General features: G+C 71.7%; 22 protein-coding genes and 4 tRNA genes. 6 read left to right on the top strand and 20 right to left on the bottom strand.

Going from position 1 to position 21430, the window contains the following annotated elements:
* Positions 1 to 62: 62 nt before the first annotated feature.
* The 5 genes from rplA to J2X59_RS01445 all read right to left on the bottom strand — a co-directional run bounded on the left by rplA (position 63) and on the right by J2X59_RS01445 (position 2961).
* On the bottom strand, positions 63 to 752 hold the full coding sequence (gene rplA, locus J2X59_RS01465) for a 50S ribosomal protein L1 (RefSeq protein WP_066655236.1): 690 nt from the start codon (positions 750 to 752) through the stop codon (positions 63 to 65).
* An 84-nt stretch (positions 753 to 836) separates the two neighbouring features.
* Positions 837 to 1268, bottom strand: coding sequence for a 50S ribosomal protein L11 (gene rplK / locus J2X59_RS01460; protein WP_017888638.1), 432 nt, complete (start codon positions 1266 to 1268; stop codon positions 837 to 839).
* 122 nt (positions 1269 to 1390) lie between these two features.
* Positions 1391 to 2443: a transcription termination/antitermination protein NusG gene (gene nusG, locus J2X59_RS01455; RefSeq protein ID WP_326495441.1), complete on the bottom strand. Its 1053-nt coding sequence runs from the start codon at positions 2441 to 2443 to the stop codon at positions 1391 to 1393.
* 146 nt (positions 2444 to 2589) lie between these two features.
* The gene (gene secE / locus J2X59_RS01450) at positions 2590 to 2868 is read right to left on the bottom strand and encodes a preprotein translocase subunit SecE (RefSeq protein WP_066658449.1); all 279 of its coding nucleotides are present in this window, start codon (positions 2866 to 2868) and stop codon (positions 2590 to 2592) included.
* A 20-nt stretch (positions 2869 to 2888) separates the two neighbouring features.
* Positions 2889 to 2961, bottom strand: a tRNA-Trp gene (locus tag J2X59_RS01445).
* Between the two features lie 215 nt (positions 2962 to 3176).
* Between J2X59_RS01445 and J2X59_RS01440 the strand changes: the two genes are divergently transcribed.
* On the top strand, positions 3177 to 4361 hold the full coding sequence (locus J2X59_RS01440; protein WP_326495575.1) for a pyridoxal phosphate-dependent aminotransferase: 1185 nt from the start codon (positions 3177 to 3179) through the stop codon (positions 4359 to 4361).
* Positions 4362 to 4479: 118 nt separating this feature from the next.
* On the opposite strand, the gene J2X59_RS01435 is transcribed toward J2X59_RS01440, so the two are convergent.
* From J2X59_RS01435 to J2X59_RS01425, 3 genes are read right to left on the bottom strand one after another with little or no spacing between them, the layout of a single operon-like run.
* Positions 4480 to 5517, bottom strand: coding sequence for a UDP-N-acetylmuramate dehydrogenase (locus J2X59_RS01435; protein WP_326495574.1), 1038 nt, complete (start codon positions 5515 to 5517; stop codon positions 4480 to 4482).
* Positions 5514 to 5939 carry a MaoC/PaaZ C-terminal domain-containing protein gene (locus J2X59_RS01430; RefSeq protein ID WP_326495440.1) on the bottom strand — a complete coding sequence of 142 codons (426 nt, stop codon included), beginning with the start codon at positions 5937 to 5939 and terminating at the stop codon, positions 5514 to 5516. The genes J2X59_RS01435 and J2X59_RS01430 overlap by 4 nt, the downstream gene beginning before the upstream one ends.
* Positions 5936 to 6385 carry a MaoC family dehydratase N-terminal domain-containing protein gene (locus J2X59_RS01425; protein ID WP_081984962.1) on the bottom strand — a complete coding sequence of 150 codons (450 nt, stop codon included), beginning with the start codon at positions 6383 to 6385 and terminating at the stop codon, positions 5936 to 5938. Before J2X59_RS01425 ends, J2X59_RS01430 begins: the two co-directional genes overlap by 4 nt.
* 119 nt (positions 6386 to 6504) lie before the next feature.
* Here J2X59_RS01425 and J2X59_RS01420 point away from each other — a divergent pair, with 119 nt between their 5' ends.
* A complete protein-coding gene (locus J2X59_RS01420; protein ID WP_326495439.1) occupies positions 6505 to 6882 on the top strand; it encodes a hypothetical protein in 378 nt (125 codons plus the stop codon).
* A gap of 290 nt (positions 6883 to 7172) precedes the next feature.
* Here J2X59_RS01420 and J2X59_RS01415 read toward each other — a convergent pair.
* The 5 genes from J2X59_RS01415 to J2X59_RS01395 all read right to left on the bottom strand — a co-directional run bounded on the left by J2X59_RS01415 (position 7173) and on the right by J2X59_RS01395 (position 9833).
* Positions 7173 to 7249 (bottom strand) — tRNA-Met (locus J2X59_RS01415).
* Positions 7250 to 7281: 32 nt separating this feature from the next.
* Positions 7282 to 7353, bottom strand: a tRNA-Thr gene (locus J2X59_RS01410).
* Between the two features lie 92 nt (positions 7354 to 7445).
* Positions 7446 to 8663: a M23 family metallopeptidase gene (locus tag J2X59_RS01405; protein ID WP_326495438.1), complete on the bottom strand. Its 1218-nt coding sequence runs from the start codon at positions 8661 to 8663 to the stop codon at positions 7446 to 7448.
* A 179-nt stretch (positions 8664 to 8842) separates the two neighbouring features.
* Positions 8843 to 9664: an inositol monophosphatase family protein gene (locus J2X59_RS01400; RefSeq protein ID WP_326495437.1), complete on the bottom strand. Its 822-nt coding sequence runs from the start codon at positions 9662 to 9664 to the stop codon at positions 8843 to 8845.
* 87 nt (positions 9665 to 9751) lie between these two features.
* Positions 9752 to 9833 (bottom strand) — tRNA-Tyr (locus J2X59_RS01395).
* A 118-nt stretch (positions 9834 to 9951) separates the two neighbouring features.
* Between J2X59_RS01395 and J2X59_RS01390 the strand changes: the two genes are divergently transcribed.
* Together J2X59_RS01390 and cls are read left to right on the top strand one after the other, a co-directional pair.
* Entirely contained in the window at positions 9952 to 10440 is a 489-nt protein-coding gene (locus tag J2X59_RS01390; protein ID WP_066655250.1) for a YajQ family cyclic di-GMP-binding protein, read from the top strand.
* An 11-nt stretch (positions 10441 to 10451) separates the two neighbouring features.
* Complete coding sequence (gene cls, locus J2X59_RS01385; RefSeq protein WP_326495436.1) at positions 10452 to 11912, top strand: cardiolipin synthase; 1461 nt, start codon at positions 10452 to 10454, stop codon at positions 11910 to 11912.
* 42 nt (positions 11913 to 11954) lie between these two features.
* On the opposite strand, the gene J2X59_RS01380 is transcribed toward cls, so the two are convergent.
* From J2X59_RS01380 to J2X59_RS01365, 4 genes are read right to left on the bottom strand one after another with little or no spacing between them, the layout of a single operon-like run.
* Complete coding sequence (locus tag J2X59_RS01380) at positions 11955 to 13076, bottom strand: heparan-alpha-glucosaminide N-acetyltransferase domain-containing protein (protein WP_326495435.1); 1122 nt, start codon at positions 13074 to 13076, stop codon at positions 11955 to 11957.
* A 10-nt stretch (positions 13077 to 13086) separates the two neighbouring features.
* Complete coding sequence (locus tag J2X59_RS01375) at positions 13087 to 14457, bottom strand: FAD-dependent oxidoreductase (protein WP_066655254.1); 1371 nt, start codon at positions 14455 to 14457, stop codon at positions 13087 to 13089.
* A 57-nt stretch (positions 14458 to 14514) separates the two neighbouring features.
* Entirely contained in the window at positions 14515 to 15591 is a 1077-nt protein-coding gene (locus tag J2X59_RS01370) for a polyprenyl synthetase family protein (RefSeq protein ID WP_066655261.1), read from the bottom strand.
* A gap of 32 nt (positions 15592 to 15623) precedes the next feature.
* Positions 15624 to 16415 (bottom strand): demethylmenaquinone methyltransferase, encoded by a 792-nt coding sequence (locus tag J2X59_RS01365; RefSeq protein ID WP_066655267.1) that lies wholly within the window; start codon positions 16413 to 16415, stop codon positions 15624 to 15626.
* 84 nt (positions 16416 to 16499) lie between these two features.
* Here J2X59_RS01365 and J2X59_RS01360 point away from each other — a divergent pair, with 84 nt between their 5' ends.
* On the top strand, positions 16500 to 17852 hold the full coding sequence (locus J2X59_RS01360; protein ID WP_326495434.1) for an isochorismate synthase: 1353 nt from the start codon (positions 16500 to 16502) through the stop codon (positions 17850 to 17852).
* Here J2X59_RS01360 and menD read toward each other — a convergent pair.
* On the bottom strand, positions 17803 to 19590 hold the full coding sequence (gene menD / locus J2X59_RS01355; protein ID WP_326495433.1) for a 2-succinyl-5-enolpyruvyl-6-hydroxy-3-cyclohexene-1-carboxylic-acid synthase: 1788 nt from the start codon (positions 19588 to 19590) through the stop codon (positions 17803 to 17805). The two genes, J2X59_RS01360 and menD, sit on opposite strands and share 50 nt — an antisense overlap.
* Positions 19538 to 19915 carry a PLDc N-terminal domain-containing protein gene (locus J2X59_RS01350; protein WP_251154611.1) on the bottom strand — a complete coding sequence of 126 codons (378 nt, stop codon included), beginning with the start codon at positions 19913 to 19915 and terminating at the stop codon, positions 19538 to 19540. Before J2X59_RS01350 ends, menD begins: the two co-directional genes overlap by 53 nt.
* A gap of 78 nt (positions 19916 to 19993) precedes the next feature.
* On the opposite strand from J2X59_RS01350, the gene J2X59_RS01345 reads away from it, so the two are divergent.
* Positions 19994 to 20335, top strand: coding sequence for a DUF4229 domain-containing protein (locus J2X59_RS01345; protein ID WP_066655275.1), 342 nt, complete (start codon positions 19994 to 19996; stop codon positions 20333 to 20335).
* An 82-nt stretch (positions 20336 to 20417) separates the two neighbouring features.
* Here J2X59_RS01345 and J2X59_RS01340 read toward each other — a convergent pair whose 3' ends face one another.
* Positions 20418 to 21413, bottom strand: coding sequence for a 1,4-dihydroxy-2-naphthoate polyprenyltransferase (locus tag J2X59_RS01340; protein WP_235426349.1), 996 nt, complete (start codon positions 21411 to 21413; stop codon positions 20418 to 20420).
* Positions 21414 to 21430: the final 17 nt, after the last annotated feature.

Raw genomic sequence — 21430 nt, 5'->3', positions numbered from 1 at the left:
CCCCCGGGAACGCAGGAGGACCCGCACCGATCGGTGCGGGTCCTCCTGGCCTGATCAGTCGATCAGATGGCGTTGACGTCGAGCGGGATGCCCGGTCCGAACGTCGTCGAGACGGCGCCCTTCATGATGTAGCGGCCCTTCGACGCGGACGGCTTGAGGCGGACGATCTCCTCGAGCGCGGCCGAGATGTTCTCGTCGAGCTGCTCCGGCGTGAACGAGGCCTTGCCGACGACGAAGTGCACGTTGGCGTGCTTGTCGACGCGGAACTCGATCTTGCCGCCCTTGATGTCGTTGACGGCCTGCGCCACGTTCGGGGTCACGGTGCCGGTCTTCGGGTTGGGCATGAGGCCACGCGGGCCGAGCACCTTGCCGAGACGACCGACCTTGCCCATGAGCTCCGGCGTCGCGACGGCGGAGTCGAACGCGGTGTAGCCCTCGGCCACCTTCGCGATGAGCTCGTCGCCACCGACCTCGTCGGCACCGGCGGCGATGGCGGCCTCGGCCGCAGCGCCCACGGCGAAGACGATGACGCGGGCGGTCTTGCCCGTGCCGTGCGGCAGGATGACCGTGCCGCGGACCATCTGGTCGGCCTTGCGCGGGTCGACGCCGAGCTTCAGCGCGACCTCGACCGTGGAGTCGGTCTTCGCCGAGCCGGTCTCCTTCGCGAGGGCGACTGCCTCGGTCGGGGTGTAGAACTTGTCGGCCTCGATCTTCGCGGCCGCGGCCTGGTAGGCCTTGGACTTCTTCGCCATGGTGTTCTCCTCAGGAGCTACGTGGTTGACGAGCCGGCGAGGCTCTCCCACGGAAAGGGGTCGGGGTGTGTGGGGCGCTGAGGCTTACGCCTCGACCGTGATGCCCATCGAACGAGCGGTGCCGGCGATGATCTTCGCGGCCTGCTCGATGTCGTTGGCGTTCAGGTCTGCCTGCTTGGTCTCGGCGATCTGACGGACCTGGTCCATCGAGATCTTTGCGACCTTGACCGTGTGCGGGGTCGAGGACCCCTTCTGCACACCCGCGGCCTTCTTGATCAGCTCTGCGGCCGGCGGGGTCTTGAGGACGAACGTGAACGAACGGTCCTCGTAGACGGTGATCTCGACCGGCACGACGTTCCCGCGCTGCGACTCGGTCGCGGCGTTGTACGCCTTGCAGAACTCCATGATGTTCACGCCGTGCTGACCGAGCGCAGGACCGATCGGCGGGGCCGGGTTGGCGGCGCCCGCGTTGATCTGCAGCTTGATGAGGCCCGTGACCTTCTTCTTCGGTGCCATGTTGTGCTTCCTCCTGGAATCGAACGCACGGGGATCCGTGCACTCTCCCGCTGGCCCGGCGGATCCGGACCGCGGTGAAGCCCCGCATGCCACAGCACGCGGGGCCAAACCTCAGTAGCGTACTACAGCTTGGTGACCTGGTCGAAGCTGAGCTCGACCGGGGTCTCGCGCTCGAACAGCGAGACGAGGACGGTGAGCTTGCCGCTCTCCGGCTTGATCTCGGAGATCGAACCCGGCAGGCCCGCGAACGAGCCTTCCTTGATGGTGATCGTCTCGCCGATCTCGAAGTCGACCTCGGCCTGCGGCTGCGCCTGTGCGGCACCGCCGGACTTCGCGCCGCCCTTGGTCGGTGCGGCCTCGGCGACCTGCACGAGCGACTTCAGCATGCCGAACGCCTCGTCGAAGCGGAGCGGCGTCGGGTTGTGGGCGTTGCCGACGAAGCCGGTGACACCGGGGGTGTGGCGGACGACCGACCACGAGTCCTCGTTGAGGTCCATGCGGACGAGCACGTACGAGGGGATCCGGACGCGGGTGACCAGCTTGCGCTGCCCGTTCTTGATCTCGACGACGTCCTCCATCGGGACCTCGACCTGGTAGATCGAGTCCTCCATCGACATCGAGATCATGCGGTTCTCGATGTTCGACTTCACGCGGCGCTCGAAGCCCGCGTAGGAGTGGATGACGTACCACTTGCCCGGCTTCATCCGCAGTTCGGCCTTGAAGGCGTCGTACGGGTCGACCTCGGCGGGCTCGTCGTCGACCTCGTCGGCGTCGAGGGCCTCGTCCGCGGCGAGCGTCTCGTTCACCTCGGCTGCGGAGGCGTCCTCGAGCTCGGTCTCCTCCTCGTCCTCGACCGCCTCGACGGCGGCCTCGGCCTCGTCGGCGGAGTCGATGTCGAGCGCGTCGTCGACGACGGCGTCCGCCTCGGGGTCGCGGGACTCGGCCAGCGCGGTGAGCGCCTCGTCGATGGAGGTGTCCACCGTGCCGTCGTCCGGCTCGTCGCTCGTCCCGAGGGACTCGGCGTCCTCGTCCTCGACGGAGATCGCACGCTCCTCGGCGGACTCGACCGAACGGCCCTCGGCGGTCTCGACGTCGCCTTCCTGGTTCTCCTCGACCTCGGAGGACTGCTCGGCAGCCGTGGCGAGGTCGATGTCGTCGCGGGAGTAGTCAGACACTGCGGTTCTTTCCGTTCGGTGGTGCGGATCGGGTGAGTGGCCGGAGCGGTTCGCGTCCGTCGCCGTCTCGGGCGACCGTACTCCTGTCGGGGTCCGGCCAGGTGAACGGACGCAGCAGACCAGCCGTCAGGCCGGTCGGCGACGGGTCAGGCCGTGGGACCGTTGCCGAAGACGTAACCGACGCCGAGACCGAAGACGAAGTCGAGGATCGACACCAGGATCATCATCACGACGACGAAGACGAGCACGACGCCGGTGTAGCTGAAGAGCTCCTTGCGGGTCGGCGTGACGACCTTGCGGAGTTCGCCGATGACCTGGCGGATGAAGAGGACGACGGCAGCGATCGGGCCACCACGCTGAGCACGGTCGGCCTTGGCCTTCGCGACGACGTCGTCCGCCGTCGTCTCCATGTCCTTGCTCGCCACCTTCACACCTTCCAGACTTGCAGGGCGGACAGGACTCGAACCTGCAACCTGCGGTTTTGGAGACCGCTGCTCTACCAATTGAGCCACCGCCCTGTAGGGGTCGGAACCCCCTGGGGCACGTCCCGTCACCGTTCCGTGCGCCGGTGGTCGAGTGTACGGGAGTCCGTCACACGCTGTCCACTCGGCCGCTCCCCCCGGCGTGCCGCGCCGGTAGGCTGGCGGCCGTGAGCACCGCAGCCCCCGGCCCCGAGTCCACCGCCCCCGAGACCGCGACGGACTCCGTCGCCGCGACCTCCGACCGTCCGCGCATCGCGTCGCGCATCGCCGCGATCGCCGAGTCCGCGACGCTCAAGGTCGATGCGAAGGCCAAGGCGCTCAAGGCCGCCGGTCGTCCGGTGATCTCGTTCGCGGCGGGCGAGCCGGACTTCGCGACGCCGCAGCACGTGGTCGACGCCGCCGTCCTGGCCGTCCAGGACCCCGCGAACCACCGCTACACGCCGGCGACGGGCCTGCCCGAGCTCAAGCGGGCGATCGCCGAGAAGACCGCGCGCGAGTCCGGCGTCACCGTCGACCCGTCGCAGGTCATCGTCACCAACGGCGGGAAGCAGGCCGTCTACCAGGCCTTCCAGACCATCGTGGACGAGGGCGACGAGGTCCTGCTGCCCGCTCCCTACTGGACCACCTACCCCGAGGCGATCCGCCTGGCCGGGGGCACCCCGGTCGAGGTCTTCGCGGGCAGCGACCAGGACTACCTCGTCACGGTCGAGCAGCTCGAGGCAGCGCGCACGCCGAAGACCAAGGCGCTGCTGTTCTGCTCCCCCTCGAACCCCACCGGCTCGGTGTACTCGGCCGACCAGACGAAGGCCATCGGCGAGTGGGCGCTCGAGCACGGCATCTGGGTGGTCAGCGACGAGATCTACCAGGACCTGGTCTACGACGACGTCGCCTTCACGGGCATCCTCGACGCGGTGCCGGCCCTCGCCGACACCACGATCCTCGTCAACGGCGTCGCGAAGACGTACGCCATGACCGGGTGGCGCGTCGGGTGGTCCATCGGCCCGGCCGACGCCGTGAAGGCCGCGTCCAACCTGCAGTCGCACCTGTCGTCGAACGTGGCGAACGTGTCGCAGCGTGCCGCGATCGCAGCCCTCACCGGCCCGCAGGAGCCCGTCGCGGCGATGCGCGAGGCGTTCGACCGCCGCCGTCGCGCCATCGTCGAGGGGCTCAACGCGATCCCGGGCTTCGTCACCCCGACCCCGAAGGGCGCCTTCTACGTCTACCCCGACGTCACGGCGCTCCTCGGCCGCGAGTGGGCGGGATCGACCCCCACGACCACGCTCGAGCTCGCGGACCTGATCCTCGAGCATGCCGAGGTCGCGGTCGTCCCGGGCGAGGCCTTCGGCCCCTCTGGCTACATCCGGATGTCCTACGCGCTCGGCGACGACGACATCGCCGAGGGAGTCCGGCGCCTGGCGGCGTTCTTCTCCGCGTAGCCCCCTCCGCAGCACGCAACGTGGGCGGTTCCGCGCAGCGCTGTACCGCTGCGCGGAGCCGCCCACGTTGCGTCTCGCGAGACTGCGACGGCCGGGAGGCGCGGCGACCGTCCGTCGGTCAGCTCGCGCCGAGCAGGTCCCCCACCACGACCGGCTCCGGGACCAGCGAGACGCCGAAGCGGTTCAGGACGGTCACCTGGACGTACCGCGCGAGCTCGGCGACCTGGGCTGCGGTGGCACCCCCGCGGTTGGTCAACGCCAGGGTGTGCTTCGACGAGATCGCGGCGTGCGACCCGGGGACCGCGTACCCGCGGTGCACCCCCGCGTACTCGATGAGCCACGCGGCGCTGAGCTTCACGTCGTCGCCGGCCGGCCAACGAGGGGCCTCCGGCGGCAGCGTCTCGGCGAACCCGGCCGACACGATCGGGTTCGTGAAGAACGAGCCGGCGCTCCACGTGTCCGGATCGGCGTCGTCGAGCACCATCCCCTTGGACGACCGCAGGCGCAGCACCGTCGTCCGGATGGTCATCGGGTCGACCGGGGTGCCGAGCTCGACGCCGAGCGAGCCGGCCAGCTGGGCGTAGCGGACGGGCACGCCCTCGTCCACGGTGGCGCCGAGCCGGAACTCGACCGTCAGCACCACGCCTCGTCGCCCGTGCTTGAGCGTCGAGGTGCGGTAGCCGAGCGCCAGCTCGGCCGCGTCCACCCACGCGCGTTCCCCCGTCGACGCGTCGAGGAACTCGATGCGGGAGAGCACGTCGGAGAGCTCGACCCCGTAGGCGCCGATGTTCTGCACGGGGGCGGCACCGACCGTGCCCGGGATGCCGCTGAGGGCCTCCAGGCCGGTCCAACCGTTCTCGACGGTCGTCGCGACGAACCGGTCCCACGGTTCGCCGGCCGCGACGCGGACGGTGACGCCGTCCTCGTCGGGCTCGGCGTCGACACCGCGCGTCCGGACGAGCACGACGGTGCCGGCGAAGCCGTCGTCGGCGACGAGCAGGTTGCTGCCGCCACCGACGACGAGCCACTCGTCGTCCTGCCACGCGGTGTGCGCATGCGCGACGAGCTCGTCGGTCGTGTCCGCGACCAGGAGCGTCGCCGCAGGACCTCCGACGCGGAACGTGGTGAGGTCGGCCAGTCGCGTCGACACGGTCAGCGGAACACCACCGTGACCTGCGCCTTGCCGAGCACGGTCTGCCCGGCGGCGGTCACGGTGAGGTCGATGCGCTGCGGACGCCCCTGGTCGTCGACGGTGCCGACCTTCGCGACGACGCCGACGGTCGCGCCCTGCTCGGGGTCGACGACGACGGGGCGGGTGAAACGGACGCCGTAGCGCTGGACCCAGCCGCGGTCGCCGAGCCACTCGGCGACGGGCTGGACGGCGTGCCCCATCGTCAGCATGCCGTGCGCGAGCACGCCGGGGAGCCCGACGGAGGCGGCGACGTCGTCGCGGTAGTGGATCGGGTTGAAGTCGCCCGAGGCGCCGGCGTAGCGGACGAGCGCATCGCGGGTGAGGTGGACCTCGCGCTCGGCGACGACGGTGCCGACCTCGAGCGCGGTGGCGGGTGCGGTGGTCATGCGTCGTCTCCTCGGACCACGAGGGTGGAGGTCGCGGTGACGACGTGCTCCCCCGACGCGTCCTGCATCGTGCTCTCGGCGGTCACCATGGCGTTGCCGCCGAGGGTCTTCACGCTGGTGACGGTGAGCGTGGCGGTCAGCTCGTCGCCCGCGACGATCGGCCGGTCGTAGGTGAAGGACTGCTCACCGTGCACGACACGGGAGAAGTCGATGCCGGCGTCCGGCTCGGCCAGGAGCTGGGCGAGCGTCGCCTCCTGCACGACGACGGCGAAGGTCGGCGGGGCGACCACGTCGGTGTAGCCGGCGGCACGGGCGGCGTCGGGCTCGTGGTGGATCGGGTTCGTCGCGAACACGGCGCGCGAGAACTCGCGCACCTTCTCACGACCGACCAGGTAGGGCTGGGCCGGCGGGAACGTCCTGCCGACGAGCTCGGGGTTCACTGACACGCGTGGAAGTCTACCGAGCACGCTCGACACACGCCCTCTCCCTGAGCATGCATCGGCTATGCTCGCCGCACGGTGTCCGGGGGGACGCCGGGTACGACTCCGGGGACGGGGAGGGACTCATGGAGCACACGACGCAGTACGCGGTCCACACGGGCGACCGGTGCACCGCCATGGAGGTCGCCGGCGCGGCACTCCGACAGACCGGGCACCGGGTCGAGTCGACCGGGGGCACGATCACCGCGACGATCGGCAACCGGCTGCTGACGATCCTGCTCGGCGCCCTCGTGCACCCGGCGCGGGAGTTCCGGCGGTACGAGCTCTCGACGACCGTCACGGGGACGTCGACCACGATCACGCTCCGGCACGCCCAGCACGCCACGGCGGTGTCCGGGGGCGGCATCGGCGCGGGGCGTCGGCGGAGCGCCCGGCAGCAGGTGGAGGCGACGCTCGAACGGGCCCTCCGGGGGGCGGGCGTGCTGACCGCTCCCCCGCGCTGAGCCGCGACCGCGGCGGGCGATCGCCCGGAGCCGTTCTGCGCGTAGGAGGCACTTCTGCGCGCAGGAGGACTGGCGTTCCTGCGCACCACGAGCGGAACAGCATCCCAGGTCGAGCGCAATGGGACGGAACGGACGCGGACCGGCGGACGCGTGGAGCACGGATCGCACAGAGCACCGGTCGGCACAGAGCACAGACCGGCACAGAGCACGGGTCGGCACAGCGCCGGGCGCGCGCGGGGATGGTGCAGTCCGGGAACGACGAAAGCCCGGCGATCTGGCCGCCGGGCCTGTGGTAGCGAGGACGGGACTTGAACCCGTGACCCCACGATTATGAGTCGTGTGCTCTAACCAACTGAGCTACCCCGCCGGAGATCCGGAGCGACAACAGCTCCGGGTCGGAGCCCCGAGTCAGGATTGAACTGACGACCCCTTCCTTACCATGGAAGTGCTCTACCACTGAGCTATCGGGGCGAGTGCCGCTCGGCGGCACCAGACGAGCGTAGCAGACGTGCGACGGTGGTCGGGAACCGGACGTGTCGCCCGGGCGTGCCGCCGCTCCTCCGCTAGTTCGCGTTGGCGCGGAGCCAGGTCAGCGGGTCCACCGGGACGCCACCGACGTGGATCTCCAGGTGCAGGTGCGGACCGGTCGAGTTGCCGGTCGACCCGACCTCGCCGAGTTCGTCGCCGACGGCGACCTCCTGCCCGGTGACGACCTTGAACGTGCCGTCCTTCATGTGGCCGTACACGCTGACGAACTGCTTGCCGTCGACGTCGTGCTGCACCCACACGTCGTTGCCGAAGCCGCCGTCGTGCGCCTGCACCTTGATGACCGTGCCCGCGGCGACGGAGCGGATCGGGGTCCCTTCGCCCGGGGCGAAGTCGACGCCCATGTGGTTCGTCGAGCAGAACGAGCAGCCCTCGACCTGACGACCGCCGAAGCCCGACGTGATCGGCACCCCGGTCAGGAACGGCCACTGGATCGAGCCGTTCGGGTCGTTCGAGAAGGACGACGCGTCGACGTTCTTGTACTGCGTGGCGGACGTCACCGAGTACTGGTCGCGGGTGGTCTCGGCGTCCACGGCACCGTTGCCCACGCTGAGGGACTGTGATCCGCCGGTGGCGGTGGCGCGAGCCGCGGTGGTGTCAGCCGGCGGCACCCAGAGCGCCTGCGCCGGCAGCGACGTCGACACGACCAGCCCGGCGGCGAACAGCAGTGCGCCGACGGCGGTGACCCGCGAGGCGTTCCGGCGGAAGGCGTCACCGCGCATGCTGCCCGTGGACACCGACGACGCCGAGGCGCTGCTGATGTGACGGGTCGCACGGTCGACGCGGGCGGCCGTGGCGGTGCGCCGTGCACGGCCGCGGCCGCGGCCGGCCTCCGGAGCCCTGCCGCTGGACGTCGGGGCGGTCGCGGGACGTCGCGCTCCCGACGGACGGACCGCATCCACGACCGGGGTCGGGGCGCGCGAGGCGTCCGCCGCCGGTGCGACGTCGGGCGAGACCGGCGCGGGCGGCGTGACCGCTCCGGCGGACGGTGCCGGCCGGACCGGTGAGGCCGGCGCGAGGTCGATCGGTGAGACCGGGGCTGCGGGCGTCGTCGGGGCGACGAGCTCGTCGAACGACGGTGCGTCGACCGGGGACTGCGGAGCCGCTGCGGAGCGCGGGGTGCTGGTCGCAGCCGCTCGACGCTCGGCCTCGATGCGTGCGCGTCGCGTCAGGTGCACGACCGGCTCGGTCTCGGTGCGGGTGGGCGTCTGCGCAGTCGTGGAGGCGTGGGGCATGTGTTCGAGGCTGATCCTGATCGGGGCACGGGGCGCTCGTGTGTAACGAGCAGATAACGGGACTGGAGCACGCTAGCAGGGGCCGTCGCGCACCGCCAGTCGTCTGCACGACCGTGCACCGTCCGCGAGCGGTGCCCCACCGGACCCTGCCGACGCCCGGCGGGTGCGCCTCCGGGCCGTCAGTCGACGAGCTCCTCGGACTCGAGCCGACGGACCAGGGACTCCAGCTGGTCGGCCACGGCGGGGGCCGCGAACAGGAAGGAGCGCGTGCCGCCGGCCTCCCAGATCCGGACGCTCGCTCCGGCCTCGGCGGCGACGAGCGACCCCGCCGCCATGTCCCACGGGTTGATGCCGCGCTCGTAGTACGCGTCGACGGTGCCGGCCCCGACCGCGCAGCAGTCGAGCGACGCCGCTCCCGCGCGACGAACGTCCCGCACCTCGCCGATCAGGCCGGCCAGCACCGCGACCTGCTCACGCCGACGGTCGGCGGTGTAGCCGAAGCCCGTCGCGACGAGCGTCTCCGCGAGGGACGACGGGGTCGACACGCGGAGCGGGACGCCGTCGCGTGTCGCGCCCTCGCCGGACACCGCCCGGAACACCGTGCCGGTCGCCGGCGCCACGACGATCCCCGCGAGCGCCTCCCACTGCGTCGGGTCCGCGCTCCCCCGCACGACGCCGATGCTCACCCCGTACTGCTCACTGCCGTAGAGGTAGTTGACCGTGCCGTCGATCGGGTCGACCACCCAGGTGATCCCCGTGGACCCGACACCGGAGCCAGACTCCTCGCCGTGGAAGGCGTCGTCGGGACGCGCCTCGGCGATCCGCGTGCGGATGAGGTCCTCGACCTCCCGGTCGGCAGCCGTGACGACGTCGACGATGCTCGACTTCCGGTCGGCGACCTCGACCCCCTCCGCTCGTCGGCGGGCCGCGAGCGCTGCTGCCTCACGGGCGATCGACTCGGCGAGGTCGGCGAACTGGGCGGGAGCGAGGCTGTCGGGCATGTCACCAGCCTGCCGGATCACGCCCCGGAAGGACGCCAGGCCGGGAACGGCAACAGCCCCGTCCGGACCGGACGGGGCTGTTCGCTGTGGCAAGTGAGGGATTCGAACCCCCGAAGGCTACGCCGGCTGATTTACAGTCAGATCCCTTTGGCCGCTTGGGTAACTTGCCGTGTGCGCACCCGACCGGTGTGGTCACCAACCGAAGGCGCGCTGAAGAGCATACCGGACGTCGGAGGGTGCTCGTGACCACCGAACCGGGATCCCGTCGCGCGGTTAGGCTGTCCCGCATGGCAGACAGTTCCTTCGACGTGGTCAGCAAGGTCGACAAGATGGAGGCGGAGAACGCCCTCAACCAGGCCGCCAAGGAGATCGAGCAGCGGTACGACTTCAAGGGCGCCGACGCCTCGATCGCGTTCAGCGGCGAGGACGTCCTCATCAAGGCGAACTCCGAGGAGCGCGCCAAGGCCGTCCTCGACGTGCTGCAGACCAAGGCCATCAAGCGGAACATCTCGTTGAAGAGCCTGGACGCCGGAGACCCGTACCCCTCGGGCAAGGAGTACCGCATCGAGGTGAAGTTCAAGAACGGCATCGAGCAGGACGTCGCCAAGAAGATCGGCGCGTTCCTCCGCGCGAACGCTCCGAAGAGCGTGAAGAGCCAGATCCAGGGCGACGAGCTCCGCGTCTCCTCCAAGAGCCGCGACGACCTGCAGAACACGATCCAGCTCCTCAAGGGTGAAGAGTTCGACGTGCCGCTGCAGTTCATCAACTTCCGCTAGCGCCGCGCCCCGTGGAGCACTGGCTCGGCGTCGCGGTCACCGTCCTCCTGGTCCTGCTGGACCTGGCGATCCGCGTCTTCTCGATCATCTACGTCCCCTACAACCGGAAGCCGCAGACCGCGACGGCCTGGCTGCTCGCGATCTTCCTGATCCCGTACATCGGGTTCATCGTCTTCATGGTCATCGGGTCGACGAAGTTGCCGAAGGCACGGCGCGAGAAGCAGACCGAGATCAACGCGTACATCCTCGAGCAGACCGAGGGCATCGAGCGCGTGCGCCGCGACCACCCGTGGCCGCTGTGGCTCGAGTCCGTGACGAAGCTGAACCGCGAGCTGGGCGCCATGCCCCTGGTCGGTGGCAACTCCGCCGAGCTCTACCCCGACTCGTACGAGTCGGTGCAGGAGATGACGCGGGCGATCGACCAGTCCCGGCGCTTCGTGCACGTCGAGTTCTACATCGCGACGCTCGACGACACCACCCGGCCGTACTTCGAGGCGCTGGCCCGTGCCCAGGCACGCGGTGTCACCGTGCGGTTCCTGCTCGACCACTGGGCGAGCCGCGGGTACCCGGGCTACAAGGACACGCTCGCGTTCCTCGACCGGGCGAACATCGAGTGGCACCTCATGCTGCCGCTGCAGCCGCTGCAGGGGAAGTTCCAGCGGCCCGACCTGCGCAACCACCGGAAGATCATGGTCATCGACGGCTCGGTGGCGTTCACGGGCTCGCAGAACCTCATCGACCCGTCGTACGACCTGCAGTCGCACATCGAGAAGGGCATGGTCTACAAGGACCTGTTCGCCCGGTTCGAGGGTCCCGTCGTCGCGGGGCTCAACGCCCTGTTCGTGACGGACTGGTACAGCGAGACCGACGAGCTCCTGCTCCGCGAGAGCGACCCCGTCCAGCGCGCCGACCGCGGCGACGCGCTGGACTGCCAGGTCGTGCCGTCCGGGCCCGGCTTCGACGGTGAGAACAACCTGCGCCTGTTCAACGCGCTGCTGTACTCGGCGCAGGACAAGGTGTCCATCACCTCGCCCTACTTCGTCCCCGACGACTCGATGCTCTACGCGATCACCACGACCGCCCAGCGCGGGGTCGAGGTCGAGCTCTTCGTCGGCGAGATGGGTGACCACGCGATGACGTGGCACGCGCAGCGCTCCTACTACGAGGAGCTCCTGCGCGCCGGTGTCCGGATCTGGCTCTACCGGGCGCCGACGATCCTGCACGCGAAGCACTTCACCATCGACGACGACGTCTCCGTCATCGGGTCGAGCAACATGGACATGCGGTCGTTCAGCCTCAACCTCGAGGTCTCGGTGATGGTGCGCGGCAGCCGGTTCGTCGACGCGCTCCGCGGTGTGCAGGCCGCGTACAAGGACGCGTCGTTCGAGCTCACCCTGGACGCGTGGCTCGAGCGCCCGCGTCGGTCCCAGGTCCTCGACAACGTCGCGCGGCTCACCGCCGCCCTGCAGTAGGGACCCACGGCCGGGAGGATCGGCGACCGCCCGCCTCCCCGGTCAGGGCGCTGCCGGCACCAGACGGGTGAGGCGAGCGACCACGCGCTCGAGCGGTCCGCTCCCGAGGAACGTGCGCCACAGCATCGCGAACAGCACCGATCCGATCGCGAACCCCGCCCACACCGTGCCCGACTCCGGGTACTCCGGCAGCAGCGCGATCACGACGAGGTGCCCGGCGTAGACCGTCAGCGGCATCGACCCCACGGCGGCGAGCGGGAAGGCGATCCGCGAGACCGTCCGGCCGCGGCCGTCGAACACCAGGGTGCACAGGGCGAGCACCGCCACCGCGACCCCGGCGGTCCCGACGACGTCGACGACCGACGACGAGTGGTCGCGTGGGGACAGCAGCAGCTGCGCGAGCGCCGAGCCTCCCCCGCTGCCGTCCGGCGCCCACGGGACCCCGGGGAACGCCTCGACCCCGGCGTCGACCGGGACCGGCGCCAGGACGTTGCCGACCACGTACGCCGCGACGGCGACCAGCAGCCCGGACGCGAGGAGCGCGACCTGCGCACGCCGCGCCTCCGGTCCGACCCTGGCGACCGCGAGACCGACCAGGACGTACGCCAGGAAGGTGACCACCGGGTAGACGAGTCCGAGTTGCACCTCCCACATGCCGGCGCCGGCGTAGAACGGTGCCGACGCGAGCGCGACCACGGGCGACAGCAGCGCGCACACCGCCGCGGCGACGAGCAACCAGCCCGGTCGCCACCGGAGCGTCGGCAGCACCAGCAGGAAGAGCGCGCCGTACGTGGGCAGGATGACGTAGACGGGTGTGCCGAGGGCCATCAGCAGGAGCCCGACGGCGACCACCGCCACGGCCCGGATCGCCAGGCGTGCCCGGATCCGCCCGATGGCCGGCGGTCCTGGCGGCTCCGTCCGTCCGCTCGTCAGGCCGATCGAGACGCCCGCGAGCACCGCGAACAGGGTGGAGGGCCGTCCGTGCGCCACGGCGGACCACGTGCCGGGGTCACTCCAGTCCACCGCCTCGGCGATGCCGCCGACGTGGGCCGCCATCATGCCGAGGAGCGCGAGCGCCCGCGCCACGTCGACGCCCTGCAGACGACCGGGCGCGACGAGCACACCCCGCATCGCGGCGGGCGGTGCGGGGCGTGCGGCGGTCATCCTGCTGCGGTCAGCTCGTGGGCGAGGGCGTGCGTCGGAGCGAGACGTCGACCATCTCGTCGCGCGGGACGACCTTGATGCGCTCGCGACCCTCGGCGGCGCCCAGGGCCTGCTCGTGCTCGTCGAGGGCGTGCCAGCCGTCGAGGTCGGTGTAGTCCACGCCGCGCTCGCGGAGCAGTGCCGGGACCGCCTCGGGCGACGGGTCGGCCGGCGTCCACCACGAGGCCTGGTCGTTGACGATGTGCTGGACGGTCTCCATCGCGTCGGACTTGGTGTGCCCGATCAGGCCGACCGGGCCCCGCTTGATCCACCCGGTCGCGTAGACGCCCGGGAGCGGCGAGCCGTCCTCGTCGAGCACCTGGCCCTCGCGGTTCGGGATGACGCCGGTCTTCTCGTCGAAGGGCACACCGGGCAGCGGGGAGCCGAAGTAGCCCACCGCTCGGTACACGGCCTGCACGGGGAGCTCGCGGACCTCGCCGGTGCCCTCGACGCCGCCCTCGCCGTTCGGCCGGGTGCGCTCGTACCGCAGTGCCGTGACGTGGCCGTCCTCGCCGACGATCTCGACGGGCTTCGCCCAGAAGTGCAGGTGGAGCCGGCGACTGGCCTGCCCGACCTCACGCGTGCGCCACTGCTCCAGGACACGGTTCATCACCATGACCTGCTTGTTGGTCTGGATCGCGGTGAGCGATGCCTCGTCGTGGTCGAAGTCCTCGTCGTACACGACCATGTCGACGTCGCGGAGCTCGCCGAGCTCGCGGAGCTCCAGCGGCGTGAACTTCACCTGCGCCGGACCGCGCCGTCCGAACACGTGCACGTCGGTGACCGGGCTCGCCTGCAGCCCCTCGTACACGTTGGCCGGGATCTCGGTGGGCAGCAGGTCGTCGGCGTGCTTCGCGAGGATGCGGGACACGTCGAGCGCGACGTTGCCGTTGCCGATCACCGCGACGCTCGACGCCGTGAGCGGCCACGTGCGCGGCACGTCCGGGTGCCCGTCGAACCAGCTGACGAAGTCCGCGGCACCGTGGGAGCCGTCGAGATCGACCCCGGGGACGTCGAGCTCGGCGTCCTTGATCGCGCCGGTCGAGAACAGCACGGCGTTGTAGTGCTGCTTGAGGTCGTCGAGGGTGATGTCCTCCCCGAAGCGCACGTTGCCGAAGAGTCGGACGACTCCGCGGTCGAGGACGTCCCGCAGGGCGTTGACGATGCCCTTGATGCGCGGGTGGTCCGGTGCGACGCCGTAGCGGACCAGGCCGTAGGGCGCGGGGAGCTGCTCGAAGAGGTCGATCGACACGTCGGTGCCGTGCGCCTCGCGCAGCAGGATGTCCGCGGCGTAGATGCCGGCGGGACCGGCGCCGACGATGGCGATTCGCAGGGTGGGCACTGATGTCTCCAGTTCGTTCGGGCGGGTGCTCCCGGTGGGCCTCGGTGGGCCCTCGTGTCAGCGGCTGCGTTCGACGACGGACTCGGCGAAGCGGGTCAGCGCGCGCTTCACGGTGCCGTCGGGCAGCGGTTCCAGGGCCTCGACCGCCTCCTCCGCCCAACGGACGGCGACGGCGCGGGTGGCGGTGGTGGCTTCGTGCTCGCGCAGCGCGGCGACGGCCGACCGGTACGGCGCGGAGTCCACGGCGTCGTCGGGGGCGTCCTTCACGTCGTGCTCGATCCGGGCGAGCAGGTCGGCCGCGCCGTCGTCGGCGGCGGCCAGGCGACGCAGCTGCAGCAGCGGCAGGGTGTCCACGCCGGCGCGCAGGTCGTTGCCGGCGATCTTGCCGGTGCGGTCCTTCGCCGGGGCGAGGTCGATGACGTCGTCGACGAGCTGGAAGGCGACGCCGACCTTCTCGCCGAAGGTCCCGACGGCGTGCAGGTAGGCGCGGTCGGCTCCGGAGAACATCACGCCGGCGCGGGCCGCGGTGGCGATCAGCGAGCCCGTCTTGTCGCTGAGCACCTGGATGTAGTGCTCGACCGGGTCGTCCCCGGGCTGCGGGCCCGTCGTCTCGTGCAGCTGCCCCATGCAGAGGCGCTGGAAGGTCTCCGCCTGCATCCGGATGCCCTCGGTCCCGAGGTCGGCGGTGATCAGGCTGGCACGGGCGAAGAGCAGGTCGCCGGTCAGGATCGCGACGTTGTTGCCGTAGGTCACGTGCGCCGCCGGGACCCCCCGGCGGACCGGGGCCTCGTCCATGACGTCGTCGTGGTACAGCGACGCCAGGTGGGTGGTCTCGATGCTCACCGCGGCCTTGACCACCGCGTCGGTCACCCCGTTGCCCAGCTGCGCGATGAGCAGCGTCAGCGTCGGCCGGATGCGCTTGCCGCCCGCCGAGAGCAGGTAGCGGCTCGTGGTGTCCGCCAGGGTGTCGGTCGAGCGCATGGCCTCCTCGAGGCCCTGCTCGACGAGCTCGAGCCCGTCGTCGACCGCGCTGATGAAGCGGCGCTCGGACGGGGTCGCGAACAACCGCTCGCCGATGCCCAGCGAGGCGCGGAGGCTCGGTGCGCGGCGTGCGACCGGGACGCTCGGGTTCAAGTGCTGCTCCGTGTTCGGGGTCGGGTGACCGGTCAGGCGTCGCCGGGTTCGACGCTCGGCTGCTCGCCGGTGTGCTGGTGCTCGCGACGGGCCTTCGCCCGGCGGGCGACGGACTCGCGGACCGTGCCCGCGACGGGCTTGCGGCCGCGGTGCAGCGCCACGATGCCCGCGGTCAGGTTGCGGTGGGCGACCATCGTGAAGCCGACGCCGCGCAGCCACTGGCTGAGGACCTGCTGGTCGGGCCACGCCTCGATCGACTCGGCCAGGTAGCGGTAGGCCGCCGGGTTGCTGCTCGACAGCCGCGCGATGCCCGGGAGCACGCGCTTGAGGTACGCGCCGTAGCCGAAGCGCAGGAGCGCCACGGGCGGCGTGGAGAACTCGCAGATGACCAGTCGGCCCCCGGGCTTGAGCACCCGGAGCATCTCGGTGATCGCCTGCATCGGGTCGTTGACGTTGCGCAGGCCGAAGGAGATCGTCACCGCGTCGAACGAGTCGTCGTCGAACGGCAGGTGCTCCGCGTCACCCTCGACGAACGTGATCTCCGGGTGCCGCTCGCGCCCGACCGCGATCATGCCCGCCGACAGGTCGAGCGCCGTGACGTCGGCGCCCTTCTTCGCGAACGCCGCTGCGCTCGTGCCCGTCCCGGCCGCGATGTCGAGCACCCGCTCGCCCGGCTGGGGGTCGACCGCACGGACCGTCGCGACGCGCCACAGCGGGGCGTTGCCCGCCGAGAGGATGTCGTTCGTGAGGTCGTACTTCGCGGCGACGTCGTCGAACATGGCCGCCACCTCGTCCGGCCGCTTGCTCAGGTCCGCTCTGCTCACCGCACCATCCTAGAGGTCGCGGCCCCGGGCTGCCCGGACGCCCGGCCGGGGTCCGGCGGGTCGCCGCGCGCGTACGATCGGTCCGTGACCCGAACCACCACGGCGGCCCCCTCGCTCACGGTCTCGACCCGGATCCTCGACGACCCGGGGGACGTCCTGCGCCACACCCTGCGGGACGCGCCGCTGGCGTTCGTCCGGAGCGGTGACGGCATCGTCGGGATCGGCGAAGCGGTCCGGTTCACGTTCTCCGGAGCCGACCGCATGCGGCAGGCGTCGGCGGTGTGGCGTGACCTGGTGCAGGGCGCCACGGTGGACGACCCCGTGCAGCTGCGCGGCACCGGGCTGGTCGCCTTCGGGTCCTTCGCGTTCGCCGACGACTCCGCCGAGCAGAGCGTGCTCGTCGTGCCGCGCGTGGTGATCGGCAAGCGCCGCGGCAAGGCCTGGCTCACCGCCGTCGACACGACACCGGACCCGCAGCCCCTCGCGTTCTCGCGGACCTCGGTGCCGGTGCCGGCCGTCGGCGGGCACGTCTCGGTCGCTTTCGGCCCCGGCCGGGTCGACGAGGACGCCTACGCCGCGTCCGTCGCGGACGCCGTCCGTCGGATCACCGCAGGCGAGGCCGAGAAGGTCGTCCTGGCGCGCGACCTGGTCGGCACGCTGCCCGCCGGTGCCGACCGACGGGCGGTCCTGCTCGACCTGGCGGCGGCCTACCCGCAGTGCGTCACCTTCGCCGTCGACGGACTCGTCGGAGCGACCCCGGAGACCCTTGCCCGGACCGACGGCACGGAGCTCTCGGCGCGGGTGCTCGCCGGGAGCGCCGCGCGCGGCGACGACCCGGTGTCCGACCGGGCCGCGGCCGAGGCCCTCGCGTCGAGCGCGAAGGACGTCGAGGAGCACGGCTTCGCGATCGCCAGCCTGCTGCAGGCGCTCCGGACCGTCGCCACCGACGTCCGCGCGGACCCCGAGCCGTTCCGGCTCCAGCTGCCGAACCTGTGGCACCTGGCCACCGACGTCCGCGCGACCCTGCCGGTCGGCACCACCTCGCTCGACGTCGCCGACGCCCTGCACCCGACCGCGGCCGTGGCGGGCACCCCCACCGACGTCGCCGTCCGACTGGTCGCCGAGCTCGAGGGCGTCGACCGCGGTCGCTACGCGGGGCCGGTCGGCTGGCTCGGCGCGAACGGCGACGGCGAGTGGATGCTCGCGCTGCGCAGCGCCCGGATCGACGACGACGGGACCGTGCGCGCGTGGGCCGGCGCGGGGATCGTCGCGGGGTCGGACCCGGCGCGCGAGGTCGCCGAGACCGCACTGAAGTTCCGTCCGATCCGCGACGCGCTCGCCGACCCCCGACTCCTGAGCCCTGGCCTTCGGTCCCTGGCCCCCGTGGTCAGTCGGTCAGCGGCACCTCGACCACCAGGCGCTGGGCCGGATCGGTGAGTGCACCCTCGAGGTCGCCCCACGTCCCGGCCCGTCGGTAGGACCAGCCGAGACCGGTCACGACACGCTCGACGTCGACGTGCTGCGGCGTCGTCATCATGCGGCGCATGTCCTGCTCCGGGGTGGTCGCGGCGACCTCCAGCCCGCGGAAGATCGCACCGCCACCGTCGTTGCCGACGACGACCTGGACGCGGTGGGTCGGCTCCTCGGTCCCGGTGACGAACGCCCCGAGGTCGTGCAGGAAGGTCAGGTCGCCGACGAGCACCCGCGTGGTGCCGACGGAGTCGGGCGTCCGTTCGAGCGCGGCCGCGATGCCGAGTGCGGTCGAGACCGTCCCGTCGATGCCGGCGAGACCGCGGTTGGCGTGCACCCGGACCTTCTTGCCCGGAACGTGCGCGTCGGCGACACGGATGAGCTGCGAGGCACCGAGGACGAGCCGGTCGTGCGGCCAGGTGGCGCCCCAGACGGCGTCGACCAGCATGGTGCGGTCGACGGGCCTGCGACGCAGGGCGACCTCGTCGCGCAGGTACCGGTTGCGCTCGGCGCGGTCCCCCGAGCGCTTCGCGTCGAGGTCCGGACCGGCGTCACCGTCCCCGAGGAGCGCGCGACTGGTCGTCACCCACCGCCCGACCCACGCGCGGTGTCCCGGGGTGGTGCGCCCCGTCACGCGCACGTCGGACACGAAGGTGGTCGCGGCGTCCGGCCGGGAGGCACGGGCCGGGTCGAACGGGTCGGCCCCGGGTCCGCGGACCACGATCGTCTCGACGTCGGCCCGCTGCAGCAGGGCCGGGACCTCGCGACTGAGCGTCGGGTGTCCGAGGACGACCGCGCGACGGACCGCTCCGCCGAGCTCGGGGTCGCGCAGCAGCTCGCGGTAGGTGACGACCAGGTTGCGCCCGAACCGCGCGCCGCTCGACACCTCGGCCAGCAGCGGCGCACCGAGCTCCCAGGCGATCCGTTCGGCGTCCTCGCCGGCGTCGTGTCCGGCGATGACGACCGTCGCGGGTTCGTCGTCCGGCGCGAGTTCGACGACCGGCAGTCCGGCGTGCACCCGACGACGGGCGTGGTCGGTGTCGACCTCGTCGTGCGGCACGGCGGCGACGTCCTCGGCACGCAGCCCGGCGGAGAGCGGTTCGCGGAACGCGACGTTCAGCTGGACGGGACCGGGCTGCCCGGTGTACCCGGCGGCGACGGCGACGGCCTCCCGGGCGAGCGTCCGGACGGCGCCCGCGTCGACAGCGCCGTCCGCGGTGGGCGCCTGCACGTCGCGCACGAAGGACACGGCAGGGCCGAACATGCCCGGCTGGACCGTGGTCTGGTTGCTGCCGATGCCCCGCAGCTCGTCCGGCCGGTCGGCGGAGAGGACGACCATCGGCACGCCGGAGTGGTGCGCCTCGAGCACGGCCGGGTGCAGGTTGGCGACGGCGGTGCCCGAGGTCGTGACGACCGCGGCCGGACGGCCGGACTCGACGGCGAGCCCGAGGGCGAAGAACCCGGCGGTCCGCTCGTCGAGCCGGACGTGCACCGTCGTGCCGCCCGCGCGCTCGAGCGCGACCGCCGCGAGGGCGAGCGCCTGCGACCGGGAGCCCGGGCTGACGACGACGTCGGTCACCCCGGCACGGGCGAGTTCCCGCAGCAGTGCCAGGGCGAAGTCGGTGGCAGCGCTGCCGGACCCCGCGGACCCGTCAGCGATCGGCGGGGCGGTCGTCGTCTCGTTCGTCGCGGTCGCGTCGTTCATCGCGGAACTGGTCCTCGAGGTCTCGGAGGGTTTCGTCGTCCTGGTCCGTTCCGGTGCGGAGTGTCCCGGGGCCGCGCGGGCCACCGAGGAAGTCGGGGTCGTCTTCGGGTCCACGGTACCGGGGCGTCGGCCCCGGGGTGGCGGGCGCCCGGCCGAGCACGAACCACAGCAGGCCACCGAGCACCGGGAGGACGAGCACGAGGAGGATCCACCACCCGCGCCGCAGGGAGCGGATGCGCTGCCGCGGCATGGTCGCGCAGTCGATGACCGCGTAGACCGTGAAGGCCACGGCGGCGACGGCGATGATCAACCACAGACGGACCATGCGACGACTCTAGGCAGCGCGCCTGGGACCGGGCTGCCCGTCAGCCGGTGCACGAACGACGCCACGTAGGATCATCGGGTGAAAGCGTGGCTCGTCTACACCCTTGCCCGACTCGGCATCTTCGCCGCGGCGCTGGCGGTCCTGTTCGTCATCGGCCTGCGGTGGTACTGGGCGGCGATCGGCGCCGCGCTGATCGGCCTGCTCGTGTCGTACATCGCGCTGCCCGGGCTCCGCGGTCGGGTGACCTCGGACATCGCCGCTCGCCGGGGTCGACCGGAGCGGGACGCCGACTCGGACTTCGAGGACGACTTCGTCGACGCCGCCGACACCGACGCGGCCGACACCGGTGCGCCCGCCGCCGACCGAGCGGTCTCGGACGCCGACCGGCACCGCGCGCGTCGCGAGCACGACGAGGACTAGTCCCGGTCCTCGTCGTTCGTGCGGGCGTTCGAGCGACCGAGGTCGAGCGGCGGCTCGACCTCGGTCCCCGCGTCCGACGCCGCTACGGCAGGAGGACCAGGGTCAGGCCGAGCACCACGCCGTAGGCGAGCGACGCGAACGACGACAGCTGCAGCGCCGTGATGAGCTCGCGGGGCTTGCGGGACGAGACGCCGATCGCGAGCGCGGGGAGCGCGAGCAGGAGCGAGAAGTACGCGAAGCCGGTGCGGAAGTACAGCAGCACGAACCAGAGCAGCACCACGTACGGCAGCATCAGGAACAGGCCGAACAGGACCCGTGCGACGGGTCGGCCGACCACGACGGCGAGCGTGCGCTTGCCGGCCTGTCGGTCCTCGTCCACGTCGCGGATGTTGTTGACCATGAGCACGGCGCAGGCGAAGAACCCGGCGGCGACCGCAGCCGCCCAGCCGCTCGTGGTGACCGCCTGGATCTGCACGTACTGGGTGCCGAGCACGGCGACCAACCCGAAGAACACGAAGACGAAGACCTCGCCGAGGGCGTTGTAGCCGTAGGGCTTCTTCCCGCCCGTGTAGTACCAGGCCGCGACGATCGCCGCCGCCCCGACGAGGAGCAGCCACCACGTGCCGGTGAGCAGCACGATCACCAGTCCGGCGACCGCCGCCAGTCCGAAGAACGTGAGCGCGACCGTGAGCACGGTGCGCGGCTTCGCCAGCCCCGCACCCGTGAGCCGGGCCGGGCCGACGCGGAACTCGTCGGTGCCCCGGACGCCGTCCGAGTAGTCGTTGCTGTAGTTCACGCCGATCTGCAGGAACAGCGCGACCGCGAGCGCGAGCAGGGCGACCGCCAGGTGGTGGTCGCGGCCGAGGTACGAACCGAAGTCGCCCGGTTCACCGGAGTCGACGAACGCGACGCCGGTGCCGAGCACGACCGGCACGACACCGAGCGTGAGGGTCCGGAGCCGGGCGCCGCCGATCCAGTCGCTCGCGGTCGCCCGCTGCTTCGTGCGCTGCGGTGCCGCGGCCTTCGCCGGGTTGCCGCTGCGGCCCTTGACCGGGGTCCTGTTCTTCGTACGTGCCACGGCCGACCATCGTATCC

Source organism: Curtobacterium sp. 260 (assembly GCF_030803485.1).
Classification (GTDB): domain Bacteria; phylum Actinomycetota; class Actinomycetes; order Actinomycetales; family Microbacteriaceae; genus Curtobacterium.
The sequence above is the reverse complement of the archived record's forward strand: the minus strand, read 5'-3'. Positions and strand labels throughout refer to the sequence as shown.